The sequence below is a fragment of the Myxococcus sp. CA051A genome (assembly GCF_013336705.1).
Lineage (GTDB): Bacteria > Myxococcota > Myxococcia > Myxococcales > Myxococcaceae > Myxococcus > Myxococcus llanfairpwllgwyngyllgogerychwyrndrobwllllantysiliogogogochensis.
In genome coordinates this window covers 152,174-172,983 of the sequence record NZ_JABUMS010000007.1, presented here as the reverse complement: position 1 = coordinate 172,983, position 20,810 = coordinate 152,174, and the positions used below count along the sequence as shown (strand labels likewise).

Below are 20,810 nucleotides of genomic sequence, written 5' to 3'. Positions count from 1 at the left end.
TGAGTCCACTCTCACCCTCGTTCAATTCATGACGCGTCGCGGCCTTCATGACGCCATGCATTGAAGTCCGGTGAAGCCTCGCGGGAGCCGGTCCTGTTTCCGACAGGAGAAGTGCTGGGGTGCCGGACACTCGGCCGCCGCGCTGACAGGCTTTCTGGGGGGTGGGTTGCCGATCTGTCTGCATTCCCGGATACGATGAGGTGCACGTCCTCACCTGAATTTTTTGGGGGTGCGCTTGTCGTTCGTAGAGCTTCCCGAGAGCGTCGTTCCGTGTCGAAACCTGGTGGGAGGCGAGTGGCAGCTGCCTCAAGGCTCGCCGCTGCTGGACGTACGCAGTCCGTACACCGGCACCGTCATTGGCCGAGTTCCACTCACCTCCGCCGCGGGTGTATCCCAGGTGGTGGAGGCCGCGCGTTCCGCCGCCGATTCGTGGGCCGCCACGCCGCTGCGCGAGCGCACCCAACTGCTCTTCCGCTTCCGGCACCTGCTGGAGCAGAACCTCGCGCGGCTGGCGAACCTGGCCGCGAGCGAGGCGGGCAAGACGGTGGCGGAGGCGCGCGCCGGGCTGCTCAAGGGCATCGAGGTGTGCGAGTTCGCGCTGTCGCTGCAGAACCTGGACAGCGGCGCGCACATGGAGGTCAGCCGGGGCGTCACGTGTGAGCTGCGCCGCGAGCCGCTGGGCGTCGTCGCGGGAATCACGCCCTTCAACTTCCCGGCGATGGTGCCCATGTGGATGTTCCCCATCGCGGTGACGCTGGGCAACGTCTTCATCCACAAGCCGTCGGAGAAGGTCCCCCTCACCGCGTGCGCGCTCGGCGAATTGATGCGCGAGGCGGGTTATCCCGCCGGGGTCTTCTCCATCGTGCACGGTGGCAAGGAGGCGGTGGACGCGCTGGTGGCGCACCCGGACGTGAAGGCGCTGGCCTTCGTCGGCTCGTCCGCGGTGGCGCGGCACCTCTATGCGGAGGGCAGCAAGCGCGGCAAGCGCGTGCTCGCGCTGGGTGGCGCGAAGAACCACCTCATCGTCGCGCCGGACGCGGACCCGGAGCTCACCGCGCAGGCCGTGGTGGACTCGTTCACCGGCTGCGCGGGGCAGCGCTGCATGGCCGGCAGCGTGGTGCTCGCGGTGGGCAACGTGGAGTCGCTGCTGGCGGATATCGTCCGCCGCGCGGGCGGCATCGAGATGGGCCCGGGCATGGGCGCCATCATCGACAAGGGCGCGGTGGAGCGGCTGGAGACGGCCATCGACCAGGCCTCGTCGGAGGGCGCGAAGCTGGTGCTCGACGGGCGCGGTCGTCGTCCCAAGGGCGACGCGTGGGCCCAGGGCAACTGGCTGGGGCCGTCCATCCTGGACCACGTGCGGCCGGACATGGAGGCCGCGCGGCGCGAGCTGTTCGGCCCGGTGCTGTCCATCATCCGCGTGCCCACGCTGTCCGCGGCGCTCGCGGTGGAGAACGCGTCGTCCTACGGCAACGCGGCGTCCATCTTCACCACCAGCGGCGTGGTGGCGCAGACGGTGGTGGAGGGCGTGCGCGCGGGCATGGTGGGCGTCAACGTGGGCGTCCCCGTCCCGCGTGAGCCGTTCTCCTTCGGCGGCACCGGCGAGTCGCGCTTCGGCCACGGGGATATCACCGGGCCGTCCGGCCTCGACTTCTGGACGCAGCTCAAGAAGGTCACCCGCAAGTGGTCGGCGCGCACCGACGGCTCCTGGATGAGCTGAGTCGCGCGCCCCTCTCGTCCGCTTCGCTCGAGCTCCAAAACGCGCCCGCAAGGAGGGCGCTCCCATGGCAGACAAGAAGCCCGTCAATCACATCCGCCTCACCTCGCATCCAGATGGGGACGCCGTCTCCATCCGTTGGGGTGACCCGGACCCGACGCGCCGCGGCCCCGTGGTGGCCACGCTCACCGAGCCCGCGCATCGCAACGTCATCGGCACGCACGCCGGCTCCTACGCCGTGTATCGCGCGCTCGCCGTGGCCGCCGGCATGTTGCCGCAGGACCACCGCGCGGACCTGAAGGACACCTCGCCGGCCGCGCGGATTGGCCCGCACCCGTCCTGGAGCAACCCGGACCGGATTGTGTCGTTGGACCCGTGGGGCGCCGTCGCGCCGCAGGCGTTCAGCGCGCAGTCCGAGCAGGGCATCGACTTCCGTCCCACCATCGCCGTCACGCGCGCGCACATCAACCTGCCGGAGCTGCGCGACGCGGTGGTGGCTGGCCGCCTCAAGCCGGACGGGGACCTGCTCACCGCCAACGGCGACATCAAGGTGGTGAAGGCCGCGGTGGACCCGGTGTGGCACCTGCCGGGCATCGCCAAGCGCTTCGGCATGACGGAGAACGCGCTGCGCCGGGGCCTCTTCGAGCAGACCGGTGGCATGTTCCCGGAGCTGATTACGCGCCCGGACCTGCACGTCTTCCTGCCGCCCATCGGCGGGCTCACGCTGTACGCCTTCGGGGACATCAACTCGGTGTCCAACAAGGACATCCCCCTGGCCGTGCGCGTGCACGACGAGTGCAACGGCTCCGACGTGTTCGGCAGCGACATCTGCACCTGTCGTCCGTACCTGGCCCACGGCATCGAGGAGTGCGTGCGCACGGCGCAGGCGGGCGGCGCGGGCGTCATCGTCTACCTGCGCAAGGAGGGCCGCGCGCTGGGCGAGGTGACGAAGTTCCTCGTCTACAATGCGCGCAAGCGGCAGGAGGGCGGCGACTCCGCGGCCACCTACTTCCAGCGCACCGAGTGCGTGGCGGGCGTGCAGGACATGCGCTTCCAGGAGCTGATGCCGGACGTGCTGCACTGGCTGGGCATCACCCGCATCCACCGCTTCGTGTCGATGAGCGACATGAAGCACGACGCGATTGTCCGCTCGGGCATTGAAATCCTGGAGCGCGTGCCCATCCCCGAGGAGCTGGTCCCCGCCGACGCGAAGGTGGAGATGGAGGCGAAGAAGGCGGCGGGCTACTTCACGAAGGGGCCCGTGGCGGACGCCGCGGCGCTGACCCAGGTGAAGGGACGGGGCCTCGATGTCTGAGCGGCCGTTGGCGAGGGCGGACGTGTCCCCGGCGGTGGCGTGGTTGCGCACGCCGGCCGCCATCCGCGAGCGCTGCCATCAACTGCTGGACCTGGGACTGGCCGGCAAGCTGTCCCACTTCCGGGTGGAGCCCTCGCGGCTGCCGACGGTGGTGGACACGGTGCTGGAGGTGACGCGCGAGGCGTACCCCACGCTGGACATCCCGCTGCACAGCCGCTGGCGCCACTTCGACGCGGGCGGCGTCCAGCGCGTGGCGGAGCTGGAGGCGCGGCTGAAGGACGTCACGCCCCAGGAGCGCGCGCGGGCGAAGCTGGACCTCGCCGTGGTGAGCGTGCTGCTGGACGCGGGCAGCGGCCCCAAGTGGAGCTACCGCGAGCAGGGCGGCACGACGTGGGCGCGCTCGGAGGGGCTGGCCGTGGCCAGCTTCCGCATGTTCATGGACGGCGTGTTCTCCTCGGACCCGGACCGGCCGCTGCGCGCGGACGCAGAGGCGCTGGGCCGGCTGTCGCGCGAGTCGCTGGCGCGCGGGCTCCAGGTCTCCGACACGAATCCCCTGGACGGGCTGGAGGGACGGCTGCACCTGATGCACGGCCTGTCGCGCGTGCTGCCCCGACCCGGCGCGATACACGACATCGTCGCCGCGCAGGGCAGGAGCGTGCGCGGCTCGGAGCTGTTGGGCGTGGTGCTGGAGTCGCTGGGCCCCATCTGGCCGGGCCGCGTCATGGTGGACGCGGTGAACCTGGGCGACGTGTGGCCCCACTCGGCGCTGGGCCCGGTGGAGAGCGTGGACGCGCTGGTGCCCTTCCACAAGCTGTCGCAGTGGCTGACGTACTCGCTGGTGGAGCCGCTGGCGGAGGCGGGACTCCGGGTGGTGGAGCTGGACGGCCTCACCGGCCTGCCCGAGTACCGCAACGGCGGCCTCTTCGTGGACCTGGGCGTGCTGGTGCCCAAGGACGCGCGGCTCACCCAGGAGGCGCTGCACCCGAGCGAGGAGCCCATCGTCGAGTGGCGCGCGCTGACGGTGGCGCTGCTGGACCGCGTGGCGGCGCTGGTGCGTGGCCGGCTGGGGATGAGCGCGGAGGAGCTGCCGCTGGCGAAGGTGCTGCAGGGCGGGACGTGGACGGCGGGGCGCAAGGTGGCCGCCGAGCGACGCCCCGGAGGCGTGCCGCCGATTCGCGTGGAGAGCGACGGAACGGTGTTCTGACAACCGCTGACCAAGAGGGAGGACGCAATGGAGTTCCCCAACTGCACCGTGGTGGACCATCCGCTGGTGAAGCACAAGCTGACGTTGATGCGCCGCGCGGAGACGAGCACCGCCTCCTTCCGGGCCCTGCTCCAGGAAATCTCCCTGCTGCTGGCCTACGAGGCGCTGCGGGACTTGAAGGTCCGTGACGAGGAAATCCAGACGCCCATGGCGCCCATGACGGCGCCGGTGCTGGAGGGCAAGAAGCTGGTGCTGGTGGCCATCATGCGCGCGGGCCAGGGCATCCTGGACGGGATGCTCCAGCTGGTGCCCTCCGCGCGCGTGGGCCACATCGGCCTGTATCGGGACCCGGAGACGCTCACGCCGGTGGAGTACTACTACCGGGTGCCGGGGCAGCTCGCGGACCGCGACGTGGTGGTGTGTGACCCGATGCTCGCCACGGGCAACTCCGCGGTGGCGGCGCTCCAGCGGGTGAAGAAGAGCAAGCCCGGCTCGCTGCGCTTCGTCTGTCTATTGGCGTGTCCGGAGGGCCTGGCCAACCTGAGGGAGCACCACCCGGACGTGCATGTCTATACCGGCGCGGTGGACGAGCGCCTCAACGAGCACGGCTACATCCTGCCTGGACTGGGTGACGCGGGGGACCGCCTCTTCGGCACCAAGTAGCCGCCCCGGGTAGTTGCCTCCGGCAACGATGACTTGGCGTTGATTCCCGTCGAGCGGCAGGATGCGCGCCTCAGGGGGGGCCAGGACTTCGAGACGGAGGTAGACAGGATGCGAGCGAGGACTTTCAGGCCCCGCGTTGGGGCCGCGTGGTTCGGATGGATGCTGCTGGCGGGAGTGGGTGGCTCGCTGGTGGCCCACGCCAGGAGCGAGCAGTGTGAGTGCATCACCGAGCGCCAGAGCGTGGTGTCGGAGATGCCGTGCCTCGTCATCTCCTCTCGTGCGACCTGTGGCGCGAGCACCGTCCGCAATGCCTGTGACGAGCCCGTGACGCTGAAGGGCTGGCCGCTCGTCCAGTGCGAAGGCGGGCGGTGTGACGAGGAGCTGCTGCCGGAGGAGGAGGCCTCCTTCTACTTCTCCGACGGGCGCGGGTTGTCCCTGCCCATGAAGGTGCAGCCGGAGGAGCGCTTCGAGGAGGAGACCTTCATCGTCTCCGTCGATGGAGAGGAGCGCGACCTGGTCCTCTCCGCCACCGTGTCGTGTGTGACGAAGGACGCCTCCGCGAAGGGCTGTTCCTCGTCTCCGGGAGGGATTGCGCTCGCGGGCGTGCTGGCGCTCCTGGGAGGCTGGCGCCGCTCCAGACACCGCTGACTGTTGGCGGGCCAACACTGGCTTGGACATGCGGGCTTGAACAGACGAGAGCAGGAAATCCAGGAATAGTCTGCCGCCCCACTTCGCCGGGGGAGTGAGGGCTCATGCCGAGCTCTCTCCCGCCTCGGGGATGGGGGGCTTCAATGATGCGCATGGGAAGTGGCTCTGCGTGGGTGGTGCTTTCGTGTCTGCTGTTGGGCGCGTGTGGCGTCGAGCAGGTCGCGGAGGAAGACGTCACGGGCACGGTGACGTCTTCGTTGGAGGACCCGAACTACGCGAACGCGGTGGGTGAGGGCACGACGGCGCTGGTGCTCAATCCGCAGGCGGCGGTGGGCGCGCCGGACGGCGTCTTCGCGACGCTCCCGAGCGAGGCCGGCGAAGGGTTGATGCTGGACCTGGGTGAAGGGCAGGAGTCCAGCGGCATCCTGGAAGTCTACACCCAGGGCCCCGTGGGCTCGTCCGCCCAGGCGACGGTGCAATTCCTGACGGCGGACGGGGGCTACTTCTCGAGCGGCGTGCTGTACCTGCGGAGCCGGTGGGAGGGGGTGGACATGCAGTATGTCTGGTATTCGCAGACCATTCCCTATCGCTACGTCGTCATCCGGAGCGTGGCCGGAAAGCCCTTCAACGTGGACGCCGTGGTGGCACGCCGCCGGGCCATCTGCGGTGACGGCGTGATTTACGGCACCGGGGAGCTGTGTGACGACGGCAACCAGCTCTCCGGGGATGGCTGCAACAGCATCTGCCGGGTGGAGACGGGCTACACCTGCTCGGGAGAACCGAGTGTCTGTGTGGACCGCGACGAGTGCGCGCTGGGGACTCACGCGTGCCCCGCGAACACTGTGTGTGTGAATACGCCGGGCAGCTACGTCTGCCAATAGGCCCAGGACTGGCGCGGGGCCGGATTGAAGGCCCCGCGTCGTGAGCAGCAGCAAGTCGTCAGCAGTGGTGCGATTCATTCCATGAGGGGGATGGCCCATTCCGGGTTTCATCCCATCCCTCTGGGGAGACATTTAATGAGAAGCCGTACAGGTGCGCTGTTGTCGTGGGGCTTGGGTGCGACGTTGGCGTTGTTGCTGGGCTCTTGCGGTGTGGAGTCCCTCGATGCCGGGGGAAGTGACGGTGCGTTGACGTACACGAGCGAGGAGTCCTCGCTGACGTGGGACCCGTACGCGGACGCGGTGGCATCGGGCACCACGGGGACGGTGCTCAACGCGCAGGCGGCGGTGGGTGCGCCGGACGGGCAGGCGGCGACGCTGCTGAGCCTGCTGAACACGGCGCTGGTGCTGGACTTGGGTCAGGGTGAGGAAGGCACCGGCGACCTGCGCGTCTACTACCAGGGCCTGTCGCTGGCGCTGGTGGCGCAGGTGGACTTCCTGAAGGCGGATGGGACGTTCATCGGCTCCAGTTCACTGCACCTGGTGGAGCTGGGCCTGGGGACGCATGTGGCGGTGGCGACGTACCCGGGGAGCGTGCCCTACCGCTACGTGCGCCTGCGGGGCGCGGTGCTCGCGCTCTACCTGGTGGACGCGGTGGAGACGTCGCTGCGGCCCATCTGTGGTGACGGCGTGCCGGGTGGCGTGGAGGTCTGTGACGACGGCAATCCGCTCTCCGGGGACGGCTGCAACAGCGTCTGTCAGGTGGAGACGGGCTACACCTGCGCGGGAGCGCCGAGCGTCTGCACGGACATTGACGAGTGCGCCCTGGGGACGGACACGTGCGCGCCGGAGGAGGTGTGCGTCAACACGCCCGGAGGCTTCGAGTGCGAGGAGCCCTCGTGCAATCCGCCGCGCCTCGTCTGTGGCGAGGCCTGCGTGGACCCGAACACCGACAACAACCACTGTGGCGGCTGCGGCAACGTCTGCGGCGAGGAGAAGGCATGCGCCGCGGGCGTGTGCGTGGGAACGGGCAACCTCCAGTTCACCGCGACCTGGAGCCGGGATGGGGATGCGGACATCTATGTGAAGACGCCCACCGGGCGGATGATCTACGTCGAAAACCGAGGTCCCAACGTAGGGACAGACTTCGGCGCGCTGGACGTGGATGACACAGGTGGGGATGGGCCCGAGAACGTCTTCTGGGCTCCGAACCGGACGCCGCCGAGCGGCACCTACCATGTCTGCCTGATGGCGTTCCTCTTCAGCCCGGAGCCCACTCCAGAGGCTCCCGTGCACTACAATGTCCGGGTGCGGCGCCCCGGTCAGCCGGACGTCGACTTCTCCGGCTCAATCACCCAAGCGGTGTTCATCGAGGAGTGCATCCCAGGAGACCCCACCTACGTCGGCTCGGTTGCCTATCCATGAGACCCGAGAAATGACAGACGCCGGTCCGCGAGGGAATGGTGTCCCGCGCGGGCCGGTGGTGGATGGACGGAGCATCGCTCGTCTCGCGGAGCCATTGAGCTGCTGGAGGCAGGCGCTGGCGAGAAGTCGCGCCTGCGGGCTCGCTGGCGCTGCTCGGAGGCTGGCGACGTGCCCCGCACCGCTGATGCATGAATCATGAAACACACGGGGTTGGGTTCCCGTCCATTGTCCCTTCGCACATGTCTGCTGCTGGCCGGAGGACGTTGCCAGCCAGCATGTCGCGTGTGTGAGCTGTGGGGCGCGAGCGGTCATGAGATTCATTCCGCGAGGAAGAGTGGCCCATTCCGGGTCTCATTCAGTTCCTCGGGGAGTCATCCCATGAGTATCCGTACAAGCGCGCTGTGGTCGTGGGGACTGAGCGCGACGTTGGCGTTGTTGCTGGGTTCTTGCGGCGTGGAATCTCTCGATGGAGCGGAGCGTCCCGGAGGTGATGGGGAGGTGACGCAAACGAGCCAGGAGTTGGCGTGGGACCCGTACGCGGACGCGGTGGCGTCTGGCACGACGGGGACGGTGCTCAACGCGAGCGCGGCGGTGGGAGCGCCGGACGGGCAGGCGGCGACGCTGCTGAGCCTGCTGAACACGGCGCTGGTGCTGGATTTGGGGGCGGGTGAGGAAGGTACGGGAGACTTGCGAGTGTATTACCAGGGCCTGTCGCTGGCGCTGGTGGCGCAGGTGGACTTCCTGAGGGCGAATGGGACGCTCATTGGCTCCAGCCCGGTGCACCTGGTGGAGCTGGGCGTGGGGACACATGTGGCGGTGGCGACGTACCCTGGGAGTGAGCCCTACCGGTACGTGCGCCTGAGGGGCGCGCTGCTCGCGCTCTACCTGGTGGACGCGGTGGAGACGTCCATCCGTCCCTTCTGTGGTGACGGGGTGCTGGGAGGCGTCGAAGTCTGTGATGACGGCAATCAGCTCTCCGGAGACGGCTGTAGCATCGTCTGTCAGGTGGAGCCGGGCTACACCTGCGCGGGGCAGCCGAGCGTGTGCACGGACATCGACGAGTGCGCGCTGGGCACGGACACGTGCGCGCCGGGAGAGGTGTGCGTCAACACGCCCGGAGGCTTCGAGTGTGAGGAGCCCGTTTGCGAGCCGCCCCGTATCGTCTGCGGCGAGGTCTGCGTCGACCCGCGCACGGACAACAACAACTGCGGCGCTTGCGGCAACGTCTGTGGCGAGGGGAATGCCTGTGCCGCGGGCGTGTGCGTGGGCTCGGGCAATCTCCAGTTCACCGCGACCTGGAGCCGGGACGGAGACGCGGACATCGCCGTGAGGACGCCCACGGGCAAGGTCATCTACTATCTCAACATAGGCCCCAACGCGGGGACGGACTTTGGACGACTGGACGTGGATTCAAGAGGGAGGGGACCCGAGAACATCTTCTGGGCCACGGGCCGGACACCGCCGAGCGGCACCTACGACGTCTGCCTGCTGACGCAGTTTTTCTTCCCCGGACCCTCGCCTGCGGCCCCCCTGGGCTACGCCATCAAGGTGCGGCGCCCGGGCCAGCCGGATGTCGACTTCACTGGCACGTTCACGGCGCGCTCGTTTGAGGAAGATTGCGCGCCTGGCCTCGCCAGCTACGTCGGCTCCATTACCTATCCTTGAGACACGAGAAATGACAGACACCGGCCCGCGAGAGGGTGTCGCCCCGCGCGGGCTGGTGGAGAGTCCAACGGGAACCCTGTCTCGCAGTGCTGGGTGGAGACCGACGCATGGCTTGTCCAGGCCCCGGGGCGCTAAGGACACCCACGTACTTCGTGTCATGCTTTGGGCGGGAAGGGTGTCGCCTGGCTTGCTCCGCGCGGCCATTCTCCGTCTGGCTTGTCGAGTGGAACACGGGTAAAGCAGGTAAATTAGGGGGCGGAACTCACGGAAAAACCTTTCATGCGTTCCATACGCAAGGCGGGTGCTCGAGGTGGATGGTTTCACCGGAGCGCTTCGTCCCTTCAGCCGGATGGAATGGAGCAGAACATGAAAGTCAGTCGCGGTATGTCTATGACGCGCTGGTTGAGCGCGGCCCTGGCGTTCGTCGTTGTCGGTGCGTTCGGTGCGTGTGGCGCCAGCTCCGATGAAGAAGTGCTCTTCGATGCTGAGAGTTCGAGCGAGGTGTCCGCGTTCGCGGGCGACCCGTATGCCGATGCGGTGGTGCAGGACGGGCTGCTCGGTGTGAACAACCCCCAGAACGCGGTGGGCGCGCCGAATGGGACCACGGCCAGCTTCCTGGGGCTGCTGGGGGCCTCGCTCACGCTGGACATGGGCGCGGGTGAAGAGGGGACCGGGCCGCTGCGCATCTATTACCGGGGGCTGAACCTGGCGGTCATCGCGCAGGTGGAGTTCCTGGGGACGAACATGCAGGTCATCTCCACGGGACAGGCGCAGTTGCTGGACCTGGGGCTGGGGACGCACTCGACGGTGGTGTCCTTCAACAACCCCACGCCCTACCGCTACGTGAGGCTGCGCGCCGGGTTGCTCGCCATCTTCCAGGTGGACGCGGTGGAGGCGACGAGCATCGTGAACACGGTGGTCTGTGGTGATGGCATGGTGGGCACCGGCGAAGGATGTGACGACGGCAACCGCGGGGCGGGGGACGGCTGTAGCGCCAACTGCGCGGTGGAGCCGGGTTACACCTGTCAGGGCCAGCCCAGCGTCTGCCACGACGTGAACGAGTGCACCAACGGCACGGCGCAGTGCTCGCCGAATGCCTACTGCACGAACACGCCGGGCAGCTACACCTGCACGTGCAAGCCGGGCTACTCGGGGGATGGCTGGACGTGCAATGACATCAACGAGTGCACCAACGGGACGGCCCACTGCCCGCCGGGCCAGCAGTGCGTGAACACGCCGGGGAGCTACTACTGCCAGCCGGCGACCTGCGCGCCGCCTCGGGTCCAGTGTGGCTCGCAGTGCGTGGACGTGTGGTCGGACGAGCAAAACTGCGGCTCTTGCGGCAACGTCTGCGCGGCGGGGAAGACCTGCAACGCGGGGGTGTGCACGGGCGGTGGTGGGGGCATCGCGCTGCAGGTCACCGCGATGTGGGGCCGTGACGGGGATGCGGACCTGGTGGTCCGGACGCCGACGGGGAAGATCATCTTCTACGACAACCGCGGGCCTGGGCCGAGCACGGATGGGGGCGAGCTGGACCAGGACGCGTCGAGTGGGCGGGGGCCGGAGAACGTCGTCTGGAACCCGGGCTTCACGCCGCCGAACGGCACGTATGACATCTGCCTCAAGGCGGCGGGCTTCTCGCCGACCGCGTCGTCGGAGAACCCCGTGCCCTACTCGGTGACGGTGAAGCGCGCGGGGCAGTCGGACCAGGTCTTCACGGGCGCTGCCACCAGCGCCGACGTGGGGGCCGCGTGCTACCCGTGCCACCCGTCGTACGTCGGGTCCATCACGTACCCGTCCGGTGTCAGCGGCGGCGGCGAGCCGAACTGCCCGCTGTGAGCTGACGGTGGTTTCACGGTGGGCGCGAAGGGCAGTGCTTCGCGCCCACCGTGGTCAGTCGTACTCGAAACCCGCGGAGTCGAACGCTCGCTCGATGGATTTGAGCGGGCTCCCTTTCTCCCCAGAACTTCAGCGTCTACGGGCTGAACATGCCGGTGAGCACGCTGGCGCGGCCTCGAGGCAGCGAGCGCTTGTACGGGCTCGTCGCGAGGTCCGAGCCGGGCTGGTGCCAGCTCTGGATCTCCGCGAAGTACGTCTGGCCTGCCTGCAGCACGTCCGGGGGCAGGTACACGCTCTGGAGATCCGTGTGCAGCACCGCCACGCGCGTCGCGGTGGTGGAGCCGTTGCTCGTGCCCAGCCGGTAGATGTTCACCACGTAGTTCGTGGCCGTGCCGACCAGCGGCTTCGACCAGCGCAGCGAGGCGTCAGTCCCCACGCCCGTGAGGTTCTGGAACGCGCCGCGCGTGTTCACCAGGGGTGCCTGCACCGGCCCGACAAGGGGCTGCACGGGCGCGGCGGTGAACGCGCTCGCCTCCTGGTCCATGCGGATGTCCACGCTCATGGTGTAGGGCGTCGCGGTCCCCAGCGCGTAGCTCTTCGTGAAGCCCGCGGCGGCGAGCGCCACCTTCTGCCACGTCGCCGGGAGCGGGTTGTTGTAGGTCATGCTCCCCGTGACGATGTCGGTCCGCTGCGAGTCAGGATTGAGCTTCACGAGCACGGGCGACCCGCTGATGGACCCGAGCGCCGAGCTCAGCGCGGCCGGCCGGGCGGACATCCAGATCTCGCTGTACGTGCTGACCGCGCCCGGGTTCACCTGGGTGCGCATGGCTTCGAAGGCCGAGCGTCTCCAGTCCACCGCGAAGGTGCCTGTCGCGACGGGCTGGGTGAAGGTTCCGCTGACGGTGACGGGCTGGCCCTCCACCTGCGTCACGCTCGCGTCGAGCACCTTGTGCATCGCGCGGTAGGGCACTCCATTCGCGCTCGACTGCAACCGCATCTGCGCCAGCGAGAACACATCCCCCTGGCCGCTGTCGAGCAGCACCGGGTTGATCATGTTGGCGTAATCGAAGCTCAGCCCGGAGAGCGACGTGGCGCCCGACAGGGGGAACCCCGTGGCGTTGCCGTTGATGTGGCCGAACGCCCCCGGGTTCAACGAATACATGTCCAGGAAGTCCGCTGGCTGCCAGGGAGACAGGCCGGTGGCGGACACCATCACGGGAGTGGGCAGCGAGACGAAGGTGCCATCGCGGCCCCACTCCGTGGAGCCCAGGTCGAACGCGCGGCCGGTGCTCACCAGGTAGCGCGAGCCCAGCTTCAGGTAGATGCGGCCGGAAGGGACGTTCGGCACGGAGATGGTGCCGTCCGCGGAGCCCGTGCCCGGATAGGCCGTGAACGCCCCGGTCGTCGAGTCCCGCATGTATGCCACCACCGACGTGGCGGACTGGTTGTATGGCTTCGTCTCGTTGCCCGACATGGTGACGAAGGTGACCGGGCTGGTGCCGGTGACATGGGTGACCAGGGCATGGGTGACCTGGGAGGTCTCGTCCGTCGACACGGAGGAGTCCACCGCCTCGGCATCGTCGAGACCCGCGCAGCCGACCCCTGTCATTCCGACCAGAAGCCCGAGGGAAATCAATGACATATTCATGGCGAAGGCAATCCTTCTGGCGACGCCCTGAATGGCGCCGCGCGGGGAGATTCATACCGGGTCGGTCTGACATTTCCGGGAACGCTTCAAGTCCAATTTTCTCTCGGGGCTGTGAAGGCAAACACGCTTGTCGGCAGGTGGGCTCGGCAACGGACTCCGTGATGACTGGCGCCATCCTCACGTCCGTGGGGGTTCGTCACCTCGAGCGGGAGCAGTCGTCAGGAAGTCCACCATCCTCTTCAAGTCCGTGTCTGGGTTGTTCGTGGTGTTGTCCCTGTTCGCCACGATGGAGGCGCAAGCGCAGACCGCCCTCCTCGCGTGTCTGGGTTCGGAAGTCACCGAATTCGAGCCGGGTCTGACCAACGATGCCAGGCAGACCCATGTCTCCGCCCTCGGCACCGACGGGTGCGCGGGGTTGCCGCTGAGTCTGCCCTCCGCCATCGTCACCACGGAGGGGGATGGCATCCTCGGCTGTGGGTTCGGCCAGGGAACTTCCACGATTCACACCCAGTGGAGTGATGACACCGTGAGCGTCGCGTCGGGCACCACCGCGATGAACGTGAAGCCGGCGGGTGAGGTCGTTGTCGTCCTCACCGGGACGGTGGTGAGCGGTCGGTTCGTGGCGCGACGGTGGTGCGCACGCTGACGCTGCTCAACACGGACGTGTTGGGGTGTTTCACGGCGGAGGGCGTCACGGACGTCGCGGGCGTCGTCTCGCTGGTGCTCTGACCGACGGGGTGCGTGCCGGGGCGGGTGGTGAGGCTTGCCTCGCCTTGGTGCGCGGTCCTGTCCTATACTCGCGCCCGGTCGAAAAACGGCGGACCGGTTCGGTGAGCCCCGGTCACTCCCATGGTGGGAGCGCTTGTTCCTCCTTCACGGATGAGAACCCCCGGCCTTGTGGGCATCGCCATGCCCCGAGGGTCTCACCATGAAGCTGAACCACATCGACCTGCAGGTCCCCGACGTCCAGTGCACCGCGACGTTCTTCGAGCACTTCTTCGACTTCGAGCACACCAGCAACCGCGCCTCCCCGGCCATCGCCATCCTCACGGACCGCGAGGGTCTGGTGCTCGTGCTCCAGCGCCTCAAGTCGCCCACGGAGAAGTACCCGGAGGGCTTCCACATCGGCTTCCTCGTCGACGACGAAGCCACCGTGCTCGGGTTCCAGGAGCGGGCTCGCGCCGAGGGGCTCGAGGTCAGTGACGTCATCCGCAACAACCGGGGCACGATGGTCTACTGCAAGGCGCCCGGTGAGCTGCTCGTCGAGGTGAACGCCAGCCCACGCGCACGCTGACCGGAGGATGGCGCCGTGCGCGAAGGCACGGCGCTTCCCCTGGATGGGGCGCGCTGCATGCGACGAGCGCGAGACGCGGTGCGTGGTGGTGTCGAGACGTCACCGTGCCGGAGTGGATTCCACGGAGCGGGGCCTGTAGCACCCGGGTCAACGGCCAGGGATTCCGCGTCCGTGGAGAGGGTGGACTAAGGTGGCGGGCGTGCCTTCGCCCGCGCTGTTGCTCATCCCGCTGTTGTTCGCCGCCGCGCCCGCCACTCATGTCGAGCTCGTGTTCGGCGGGGATGTGATTCCGCACGGCGAAGTGAAGACGGTGGCGAAGCTGCACGCGCGCACCGGGCCGGTGCCACCGACGGGCGGCGTGGCGCCGTCGCTCAACAACGAAGGATGGGACCATGTCTTCGGTCCCATCGCGGACGTGCTGCGCACCGCGGACGTGGGCGTCATCAATCTGGAGACGCCCGTCACGGACAACAAGAAGGCGGTGACGCGGGAGCTGCTCTTCAACGCGCCGTCGGCCATGGCTCGAGCGCTCGCCGCCTCGGGCGTGAAGCTCGTCTCCACCGGCAACAACCACGCGAGGGACCAGCTCCCCACGGGGCTGGTGGAGACGCTGCGGCACCTGGATGCGACAGGGCTGCGCCACACGGGCACGGGCGCGACGAAGGCCGCGGCCTGGGAGCCTGTCTTCATGGACGTGCGCGGGATGAAGGTGGGCTTCCTGTCCTTCACGCGCCTGCTCAATGGCTTCAGCAATCCCAAGGACGCGCAGGCGCCGCACGTGGCCTTCGTGCCGTATCCCATTCATCGCCTGCACCGGGGGCTCACCACCGACGAGGCCGTGGAACAGGTCCGAGCCGTGGCCGCGCGCTGTGACGCGCTCGTGGTCCTGGTGCACTGGGGAACAGAGTACGCCGACACCCCGAACCCCCAGGACCGCGAGCTGGGCCGCGCGCTGCTGGACGCCGGGGCGCTGGCCGTCATCGGGCACCATCCGCACGTGCTCCAGCCGCTGGAGGGCTACACGACGGCGGACGGGCGGCGAGGGCTCATCGCCTTCTCCCTGGGCAACCTGGTGGCGAACCAGGACCGCTTCTACCGCCACGCGCCGGGGAAGAAGGGCGAGGCGGGGGACAAGCGGGATTCCATGCTGCTGCGAGTCTCACTGGCGCGCTCCGTGCCCGGGGCGCCCGTGGTGCTGGGAGACGTGGCGGTGCTGCCGGTGTGGATTGAGAACAACGCGGTGGGGCGCAAGGCCCGGGAGCGACGAAACATCCAGCCGGTGCTCATCGACCGGGAGCTGGAGGCGGTGAGGGAGCGACTCGCGGCGCTGGCGGCTCGGCCCGCGCCGTTGGACAAGGCGACGCTCGCGGAGAAGGCACTTCTGGAGAAGCGTCTCGTCGGCTCCCAGCACCGGCGGGAGCGAATCCTCCGCATGCTGCCCGAGGGCTTCGCCGTGGCCTCCTCCGAGCTGCGCCAGCGCACGGCCTTCGTACCGCCCGCTCCTGGGACTCGGAGCCTGGCGACCCAGACGCCGCCGTAGCCCCTGGACTTCGCGACGCGGTGCAGCACCGTTGCGTCAGTCACGGCATGGCGACGTCCGGCTTGAACTTGGGGTGTGGGCTGGCGCTAAGTGGGGGTTTCCACTTGCAGGGAGTCCCCCATGTCCCTTTCGCGTCGTCTTCGATGGTGTTCCACCTGGGTACTGGCCATGGCGTTGTCGTGCGTGCCGGTGGAGGAGGGGCAAGCGCCCGCCGAGCCCGTGGGCACCCAGCAGCAGGAGCTGGGCGTGCCGGGCTTCGCGGAGCTGCATCACCACATGTTCGCGGAGGAGGCGTTTGGCGGGGGCTGGTTCCACGGCACCGTCACGGACGCGCTCACGCGGTGTGACGGCGGGTGGCCGGAGAGCGACCACGCTCGGGTGCGGATGGACCTGAGCCATCTGCTCAACCTGTGTCCGAATTCGAGCAACATCGACCTGCGCGGGGTGCCGGTGTTGTCGCAGTTGTTCGGCGTCGCGGGCGCGGTGGGTTCGGAGTTCCTGGGGAAGATTGAAGGCACTCAGGGCGACACGGGCCTGCATGACGGGCGGCGCAACCCGAACACGGAGTGGCCGCGCTGGGACACGATTGCGCACCAGCAGTCGTGGGAGGGGTGGCTGCGGCAGGCGCACCAGGGCGGCATGTCGCTGGTGGTGGTGTCGGCGGTGAGCAACGGCTTCTTGTGTGAGGCGCTGCCGCCGCAGAACCGCACGCGGCCGTGTGACGAGATGATGGACGTGGAGGTGCAGTTGCAGAAGGCGCGCGAGTTCGCGGCGACTCGCGACTGGGTGGACCTGGCGCTGACTCCGGCGGACGCGCGGCGCATCATCTCCGAGGGCAAGCTGGCGATGGTGCTCTCCATCGAGACGAGCAAGCTCTTTGGAGCGAAGGACTGGCGCGCGGAGCTGGAGCGCTTCCACGGGCTGGGCGTGCGCACGTTGCAGCCGGTGCACCAGTTGGACAACCGGTTTGGTGGCGCGGCGCCGCACAACGCCATCTTCCAGGCGGCGCAGTTCCTCGAGAACTGTCACATCGACACGGACTGTGGGCTGACGGTGGGCGGGATGACGCTGGGCTTCGACGTGGACGGCAGCTGCCGCAACGTGAAGGGCCTGACGGCGGAGGGGCAGTCGCTGATGCAGGCGATGATGGACAAGGGGATGCTCATCGACCTGGCGCACCTGTCGGAGAAGAGCGTGCGGGATGCGTACTCGGTGGCGGAGCGCAACAAGTACTACCCGCTCTATGTGAGCCACGGGCACTTCCGCGAGGTGATGAACGGGAAGCTGGCGGAGAACGAGAAGACGACGCCGGCGTGGGTGGTGCAGATGTTGCGGCGCACGGGCGGCATGTTCGGTCTGCGCACGGCGCACGACGAGACGCGGACGTATACGAAGTCCGGCGTGGCGAACAACTGCCAGGGGTCCACGCGTTCATTCGCGCAGGCGTACGAGTTCGGTCGTCAGGGCCTCAAGGTTCCGATGGCGTTTGGTGCGGACTTCAACGGGTTCATCCAGCAGACGCGGCCGCGGTTTGGAGATGACGGGGCGTGTTCGGCGGGGTTCCAGGCGGAGGCGGACGCGCAGGCGCGGCAACAGACCTTGCAGGGGCCGGGGCGGTTGGGGACGGCGTTCGACGAGCAGGGCCTGGCGCACGTGGGCCTGTTGCCGGACATGGTGCGTGACTTGAGCAACCTGGGGGTGAACACGGCGGGGCTGACGGGCTCGGCGGAGACGTTCATCCGGATGTGGGAGCGCACGGCGGTGACTCGCACGGGGATGGCGGACGCGGCGCTGGATATCGACACGACGGGTGTGGCGGCGTGGGTGAAGCCGGAGGACCGGGAGGCGGCGTACCCGACGGTGTGTGGGAAGGCCTATTCGCCGGACAGCAAGGAGATGAACCAGGAGTGCCGGTTCGACGACGAGTGCTTGAGCGAGCAGTGCACGTCGGTGTTGTGCAGCACGTTCGATGGACGGTGCGTGTGCAACGGGGACGAGGACTGCGGCGGGGTGGGGTACTGCCAGAAGGACACGCCGGGGAATCCGGCGGACAACGACTGCGTGCCGAAGAAGACGGACTGGACGTCGTGCAGTCGGGATGGGCAGTGCCAGTCGGGGTCGTGTGGTGGGTGCGCGGACGCGGTGGGGTGGTGCTTCACGCCGAGGTCGAAGGCGTACGGGCAGACGTGCAAGTCGGATAACGAGTGCACGACGGACCGGTGCAGCGCGGACTGCTATCTGAATCCGACGGGGAGTTGCCTGTGTGACAGCGACTCGCACTGTGGTGCGAGCCAGTACTGTGGCTGGGGGTTGAACTCCGGCAAGTGCCAGAACAAGAAGGGCCGAGGGGCGGCGTGCGGCTCCGGGCGCGAGTGCCAGTCGGGGACGTGTCGCTGGTCCTTCACCTGTAAGTAGGCGTCAGCCTTGGGGATGCCGGGGGCGAGGAGCCCCTGGCGTCCCGGGTGCGGGTGGGTGGGCTCGGAATCTTGGAATGCTGGGAGAGGGGGGCAGGGGCCCGTGTGCCTGGACGGCCGGGCCGGAGTTTTCCGAGAGGGGTGAGGGCGAGGAGGCGGGAAGCAAGAGGGGAGCGCGAGCGGGGGGGAGGCTGCGGTAGAGTGCGCCCCATGCGTCGCCTTGCCTTGTGCCTGCTCCCTTTGCTGGTCCTCGCGTGCTCCAAGTCGAAGGAGCAGGCGGCGGTCCGAATCCCCGTTGAGTACACCTCTGGATTTCAGAAGGGGTGTTTCAAAGTCGTCGTCCAGGATGATGCGAACCCGGACTTGAAGCTGGAGGAGGTCGTTGCTCCGAAGCAGCGGGCGACGCCCACTTCGGAAGTTCCGTCCCCCATCTTGACGGTGGCCGTGGTCAAGAAGGACGGCTGGAGCAACAAGTTCAAGGTGACGGTCACCGCGTACGAGAGACCGTGTGCTGGAACCGAAGAGCCGTTGGCCGTTGTTGGCCAGCAGGTCGATATCGCTGAGAGGGTGTTCGAATTCCCCAGCGAAGACGTCAAGGACATGGCCGCGTTGACGCTTGTGACCGTCGATGCGGACGACGACGGTTTCGTTTCCATGGCCGGCGACAAGAAGGGAACGGACTGCGACGACGCCGACGCCATGAGGAACCCCGGGCAGGCGGAGATCTGCGACAACAAGGACAACAACTGCGTCGGTCAAGAGGCTGATGAGGGGCTCGCCAAAGTGCCCATGTTCCTTGATGGGGATGGAGATGGGTTTGGTAACGCATCGATTAGTCACTGCGTGCCGGCAGCCGGTGTCACTGGTTATGCAACTGTTGGCGGTGACTGCGGGGACGGAGATACTGCCATCGCCCCGGGTAAGCCGGACGTTTGCGATGACAAGGACAACAACTGCGACCTGGTCGTGGACGAGGGCAATGACAAGAACTGGTACCAAGACGGCGACCAGGATGGTTCGCTTGGCGCGCTCACAGTCAAGGTCCAGTGCGGTCGGCCTGACGCCTCCTATCGTCAACGGATTCAGAACGAGGACTTCGACTGCAACGACGCCAACGGCAACAACACGCCGGGCAAGACGGAGTTGTGCGATGGCGCGGACAACAACTGCGACGGGAACCCGGATGAGGCGTTTCCGACGAAGAATACGGCGTGCAATCTCTCCGGTGTGAGCTGCGCTGGGACGTGGGTCTGCAATGCGGCCCAGTCGGCCGTGGAGTGCAACGCGAGGGCGCCGAGGTTGTTCTACCCCGACCGTGACGGTGACGGAGACGGAGACCAGAACGCGACGGTGGACGAAGTCTGCGCGAACGAGACGCCCCAACTGGGCCACGTGGAGAACCTCCACGGAGACTGCGATGACGTGGACCCCGCGGCCAACTCGGGCCTCGCGGAGGTGTGTGACGCCATCGACAACAACTGCAACGCGGGCGTGAGCGACGAGCCGCTGTCGTGCGGTGGCACGCTGAGGGACGTAGTCAGCTATCACCTGACTTCAGGCAGCCAGGACTGGAAGACGGTGGCGGTGGGGCAGGGAGGATATCCGGTCTGGGTCGCGGGCCAAGGCGGCAAGCTGGCGGTGCGCAAGGCGGCCAACGCGAAGTTCGAGAGCTTCAGCTTCGGAGACACCCCGAATCCGTCGCCTCCTGATGGGAGCCCTCCGCTCAACACGAACCATTGTGGCAATCACGATTGGGCGGTTTCTTGGGTGGACTCTCAAGGCAGTGTGTTCTTGGGGGGCGAGGGAGGATGGGTGGCCAAGCACGCAGGGACGAGTGCCGCCTGTGGGCCAGGGCAGATACCCACCACGCAGAACATCACAGGAATGGTGGGCTTCGAGTCCAGCGGGATGACGACCATCTACCTGTCTGACACGAATGGGCGTCTGTACAGGTGGGCGGTGGGAGCCGGTACCCCATTCACGGAGCTGAACGACAACACCAACAACCTCTACGGCCTGCACGCCCTGCGAGAGGACTTCATGCTCGCGGTGGGACACAGCACGGGCGGGGGGGCGGATAGGCAGCGGTTCGTGTCCTACGCCGTGACGACAGGGACGACCCCGACCGGGACACCGACACTGCACACGTCCAACCCCGCCAACGTGGATGGCAAGGCCACCGCGGTGTGGATGGGAGACGCGGACAAAGCCTGTGCAGTGGGTGAGGGCGGGGCTGTGTGGCGTTGGAACGGCGCGACGACGTGGACCAAGACAGACGCCCCATCGGCGTTCGACTTCACCAGCGTGGTGATGCGGTACGACGCGCAGAACTCACAGAACCCGCTGAACGAGCAGTGCTACATGGTGGACAAGCGCACGGCCACAAATGGCGGCAAGCTGCACCGGCTGACGAAGTATGGCTGGGCCAAGGGGCCGGACCTGACCGGGAGCTTAGCGAACGTGCCGCTGAACGACATCGCCATCACGGAAGCCGGACACCTGTGGATCGTCGGTGAGGACGGCCGGGTGTTCCACTACCCGGAGCCGTAGCCGTAACTGT

At 67.8% G+C, this 20,810-nt stretch carries 15 protein-coding genes; 14 read left to right on the top strand and 1 reads right to left on the bottom strand.

What is annotated here, in order from left to right:
• Positions 1-235: 235 nt before the first annotated feature.
• The 9 genes from HUA74_RS21380 to HUA74_RS21340 all read left to right on the top strand — a co-directional run bounded on the left by HUA74_RS21380 (position 236) and on the right by HUA74_RS21340 (position 11,354).
• A complete protein-coding gene (locus HUA74_RS21380) occupies positions 236-1,720 on the top strand; it encodes a CoA-acylating methylmalonate-semialdehyde dehydrogenase (protein ID WP_174456004.1) in 1,485 nt (494 codons plus the stop codon).
• Between the two features lie 64 nt (positions 1,721-1,784).
• Complete coding sequence (locus tag HUA74_RS21375; RefSeq protein WP_141646701.1) at positions 1,785-3,032, top strand: GTP cyclohydrolase II; 1,248 nt, start codon at positions 1,785-1,787, stop codon at positions 3,030-3,032.
• Entirely contained in the window at positions 3,025-4,236 is a 1,212-nt protein-coding gene (locus HUA74_RS21370; protein ID WP_174456003.1) for a URC4/urg3 family protein, read from the top strand. The genes HUA74_RS21375 and HUA74_RS21370 overlap by 8 nt, the downstream gene beginning before the upstream one ends.
• Positions 4,237-4,263: 27 nt before the next feature.
• Positions 4,264-4,899: a uracil phosphoribosyltransferase gene (upp, locus tag HUA74_RS21365; protein ID WP_141646699.1), complete on the top strand. Its 636-nt coding sequence runs from the start codon at positions 4,264-4,266 to the stop codon at positions 4,897-4,899.
• A 108-nt stretch (positions 4,900-5,007) separates the two neighbouring features.
• Positions 5,008-5,547, top strand: coding sequence for an MXAN_0125 family MYXO-CTERM protein (locus HUA74_RS21360; protein WP_174456002.1), 540 nt, complete (start codon positions 5,008-5,010; stop codon positions 5,545-5,547).
• A 152-nt stretch (positions 5,548-5,699) separates the two neighbouring features.
• Complete coding sequence (locus HUA74_RS21355) at positions 5,700-6,428, top strand: DUF4215 domain-containing protein (RefSeq protein ID WP_254613995.1); 729 nt, start codon at positions 5,700-5,702, stop codon at positions 6,426-6,428.
• 135 nt (positions 6,429-6,563) lie between these two features.
• Positions 6,564-7,850, top strand: coding sequence for a DUF4215 domain-containing protein (locus HUA74_RS46645; RefSeq protein WP_305794100.1), 1,287 nt, complete (start codon positions 6,564-6,566; stop codon positions 7,848-7,850).
• A 378-nt stretch (positions 7,851-8,228) separates the two neighbouring features.
• Positions 8,229-9,515 carry a DUF4215 domain-containing protein gene (locus HUA74_RS46860; protein ID WP_174456000.1) on the top strand — a complete coding sequence of 429 codons (1,287 nt, stop codon included), beginning with the start codon at positions 8,229-8,231 and terminating at the stop codon, positions 9,513-9,515.
• A gap of 384 nt (positions 9,516-9,899) precedes the next feature.
• Positions 9,900-11,354: an EGF domain-containing protein gene (locus tag HUA74_RS21340; protein ID WP_254623918.1), complete on the top strand. Its 1,455-nt coding sequence runs from the start codon at positions 9,900-9,902 to the stop codon at positions 11,352-11,354.
• Positions 11,355-11,490: 136 nt separating this feature from the next.
• Here the strand turns inward: HUA74_RS21340 and HUA74_RS21335 are convergent, their stop codons facing one another.
• A complete protein-coding gene (locus HUA74_RS21335) occupies positions 11,491-13,002 on the bottom strand; it encodes an ABC transporter substrate-binding protein (protein ID WP_174455998.1) in 1,512 nt (503 codons plus the stop codon).
• 247 nt (positions 13,003-13,249) lie between these two features.
• Here HUA74_RS21335 and HUA74_RS21330 point away from each other — a divergent pair, with 247 nt between their 5' ends.
• From HUA74_RS21330 to HUA74_RS21310, 5 genes are all read left to right on the top strand, one after another.
• Entirely contained in the window at positions 13,250-13,648 is a 399-nt protein-coding gene (locus HUA74_RS21330) for a hypothetical protein (RefSeq protein WP_174455997.1), read from the top strand.
• A 282-nt stretch (positions 13,649-13,930) separates the two neighbouring features.
• Complete coding sequence (locus tag HUA74_RS21325) at positions 13,931-14,296, top strand: VOC family protein (RefSeq protein WP_174455996.1); 366 nt, start codon at positions 13,931-13,933, stop codon at positions 14,294-14,296.
• Between the two features lie 199 nt (positions 14,297-14,495).
• The gene (locus HUA74_RS21320; protein ID WP_174455995.1) at positions 14,496-15,836 is read left to right on the top strand and encodes a CapA family protein; all 1,341 of its coding nucleotides are present in this window, start codon (positions 14,496-14,498) and stop codon (positions 15,834-15,836) included.
• A gap of 120 nt (positions 15,837-15,956) precedes the next feature.
• Entirely contained in the window at positions 15,957-18,251 is a 2,295-nt protein-coding gene (locus HUA74_RS21315) for a membrane dipeptidase (protein WP_174455994.1), read from the top strand.
• 209 nt (positions 18,252-18,460) lie between these two features.
• Positions 18,461-20,800, top strand: a complete 2,340-nt coding sequence (locus tag HUA74_RS21310) for a putative metal-binding motif-containing protein (protein ID WP_174455993.1) — start codon at positions 18,461-18,463, stop codon at positions 20,798-20,800.
• Positions 20,801-20,810: the final 10 nt, after the last annotated feature.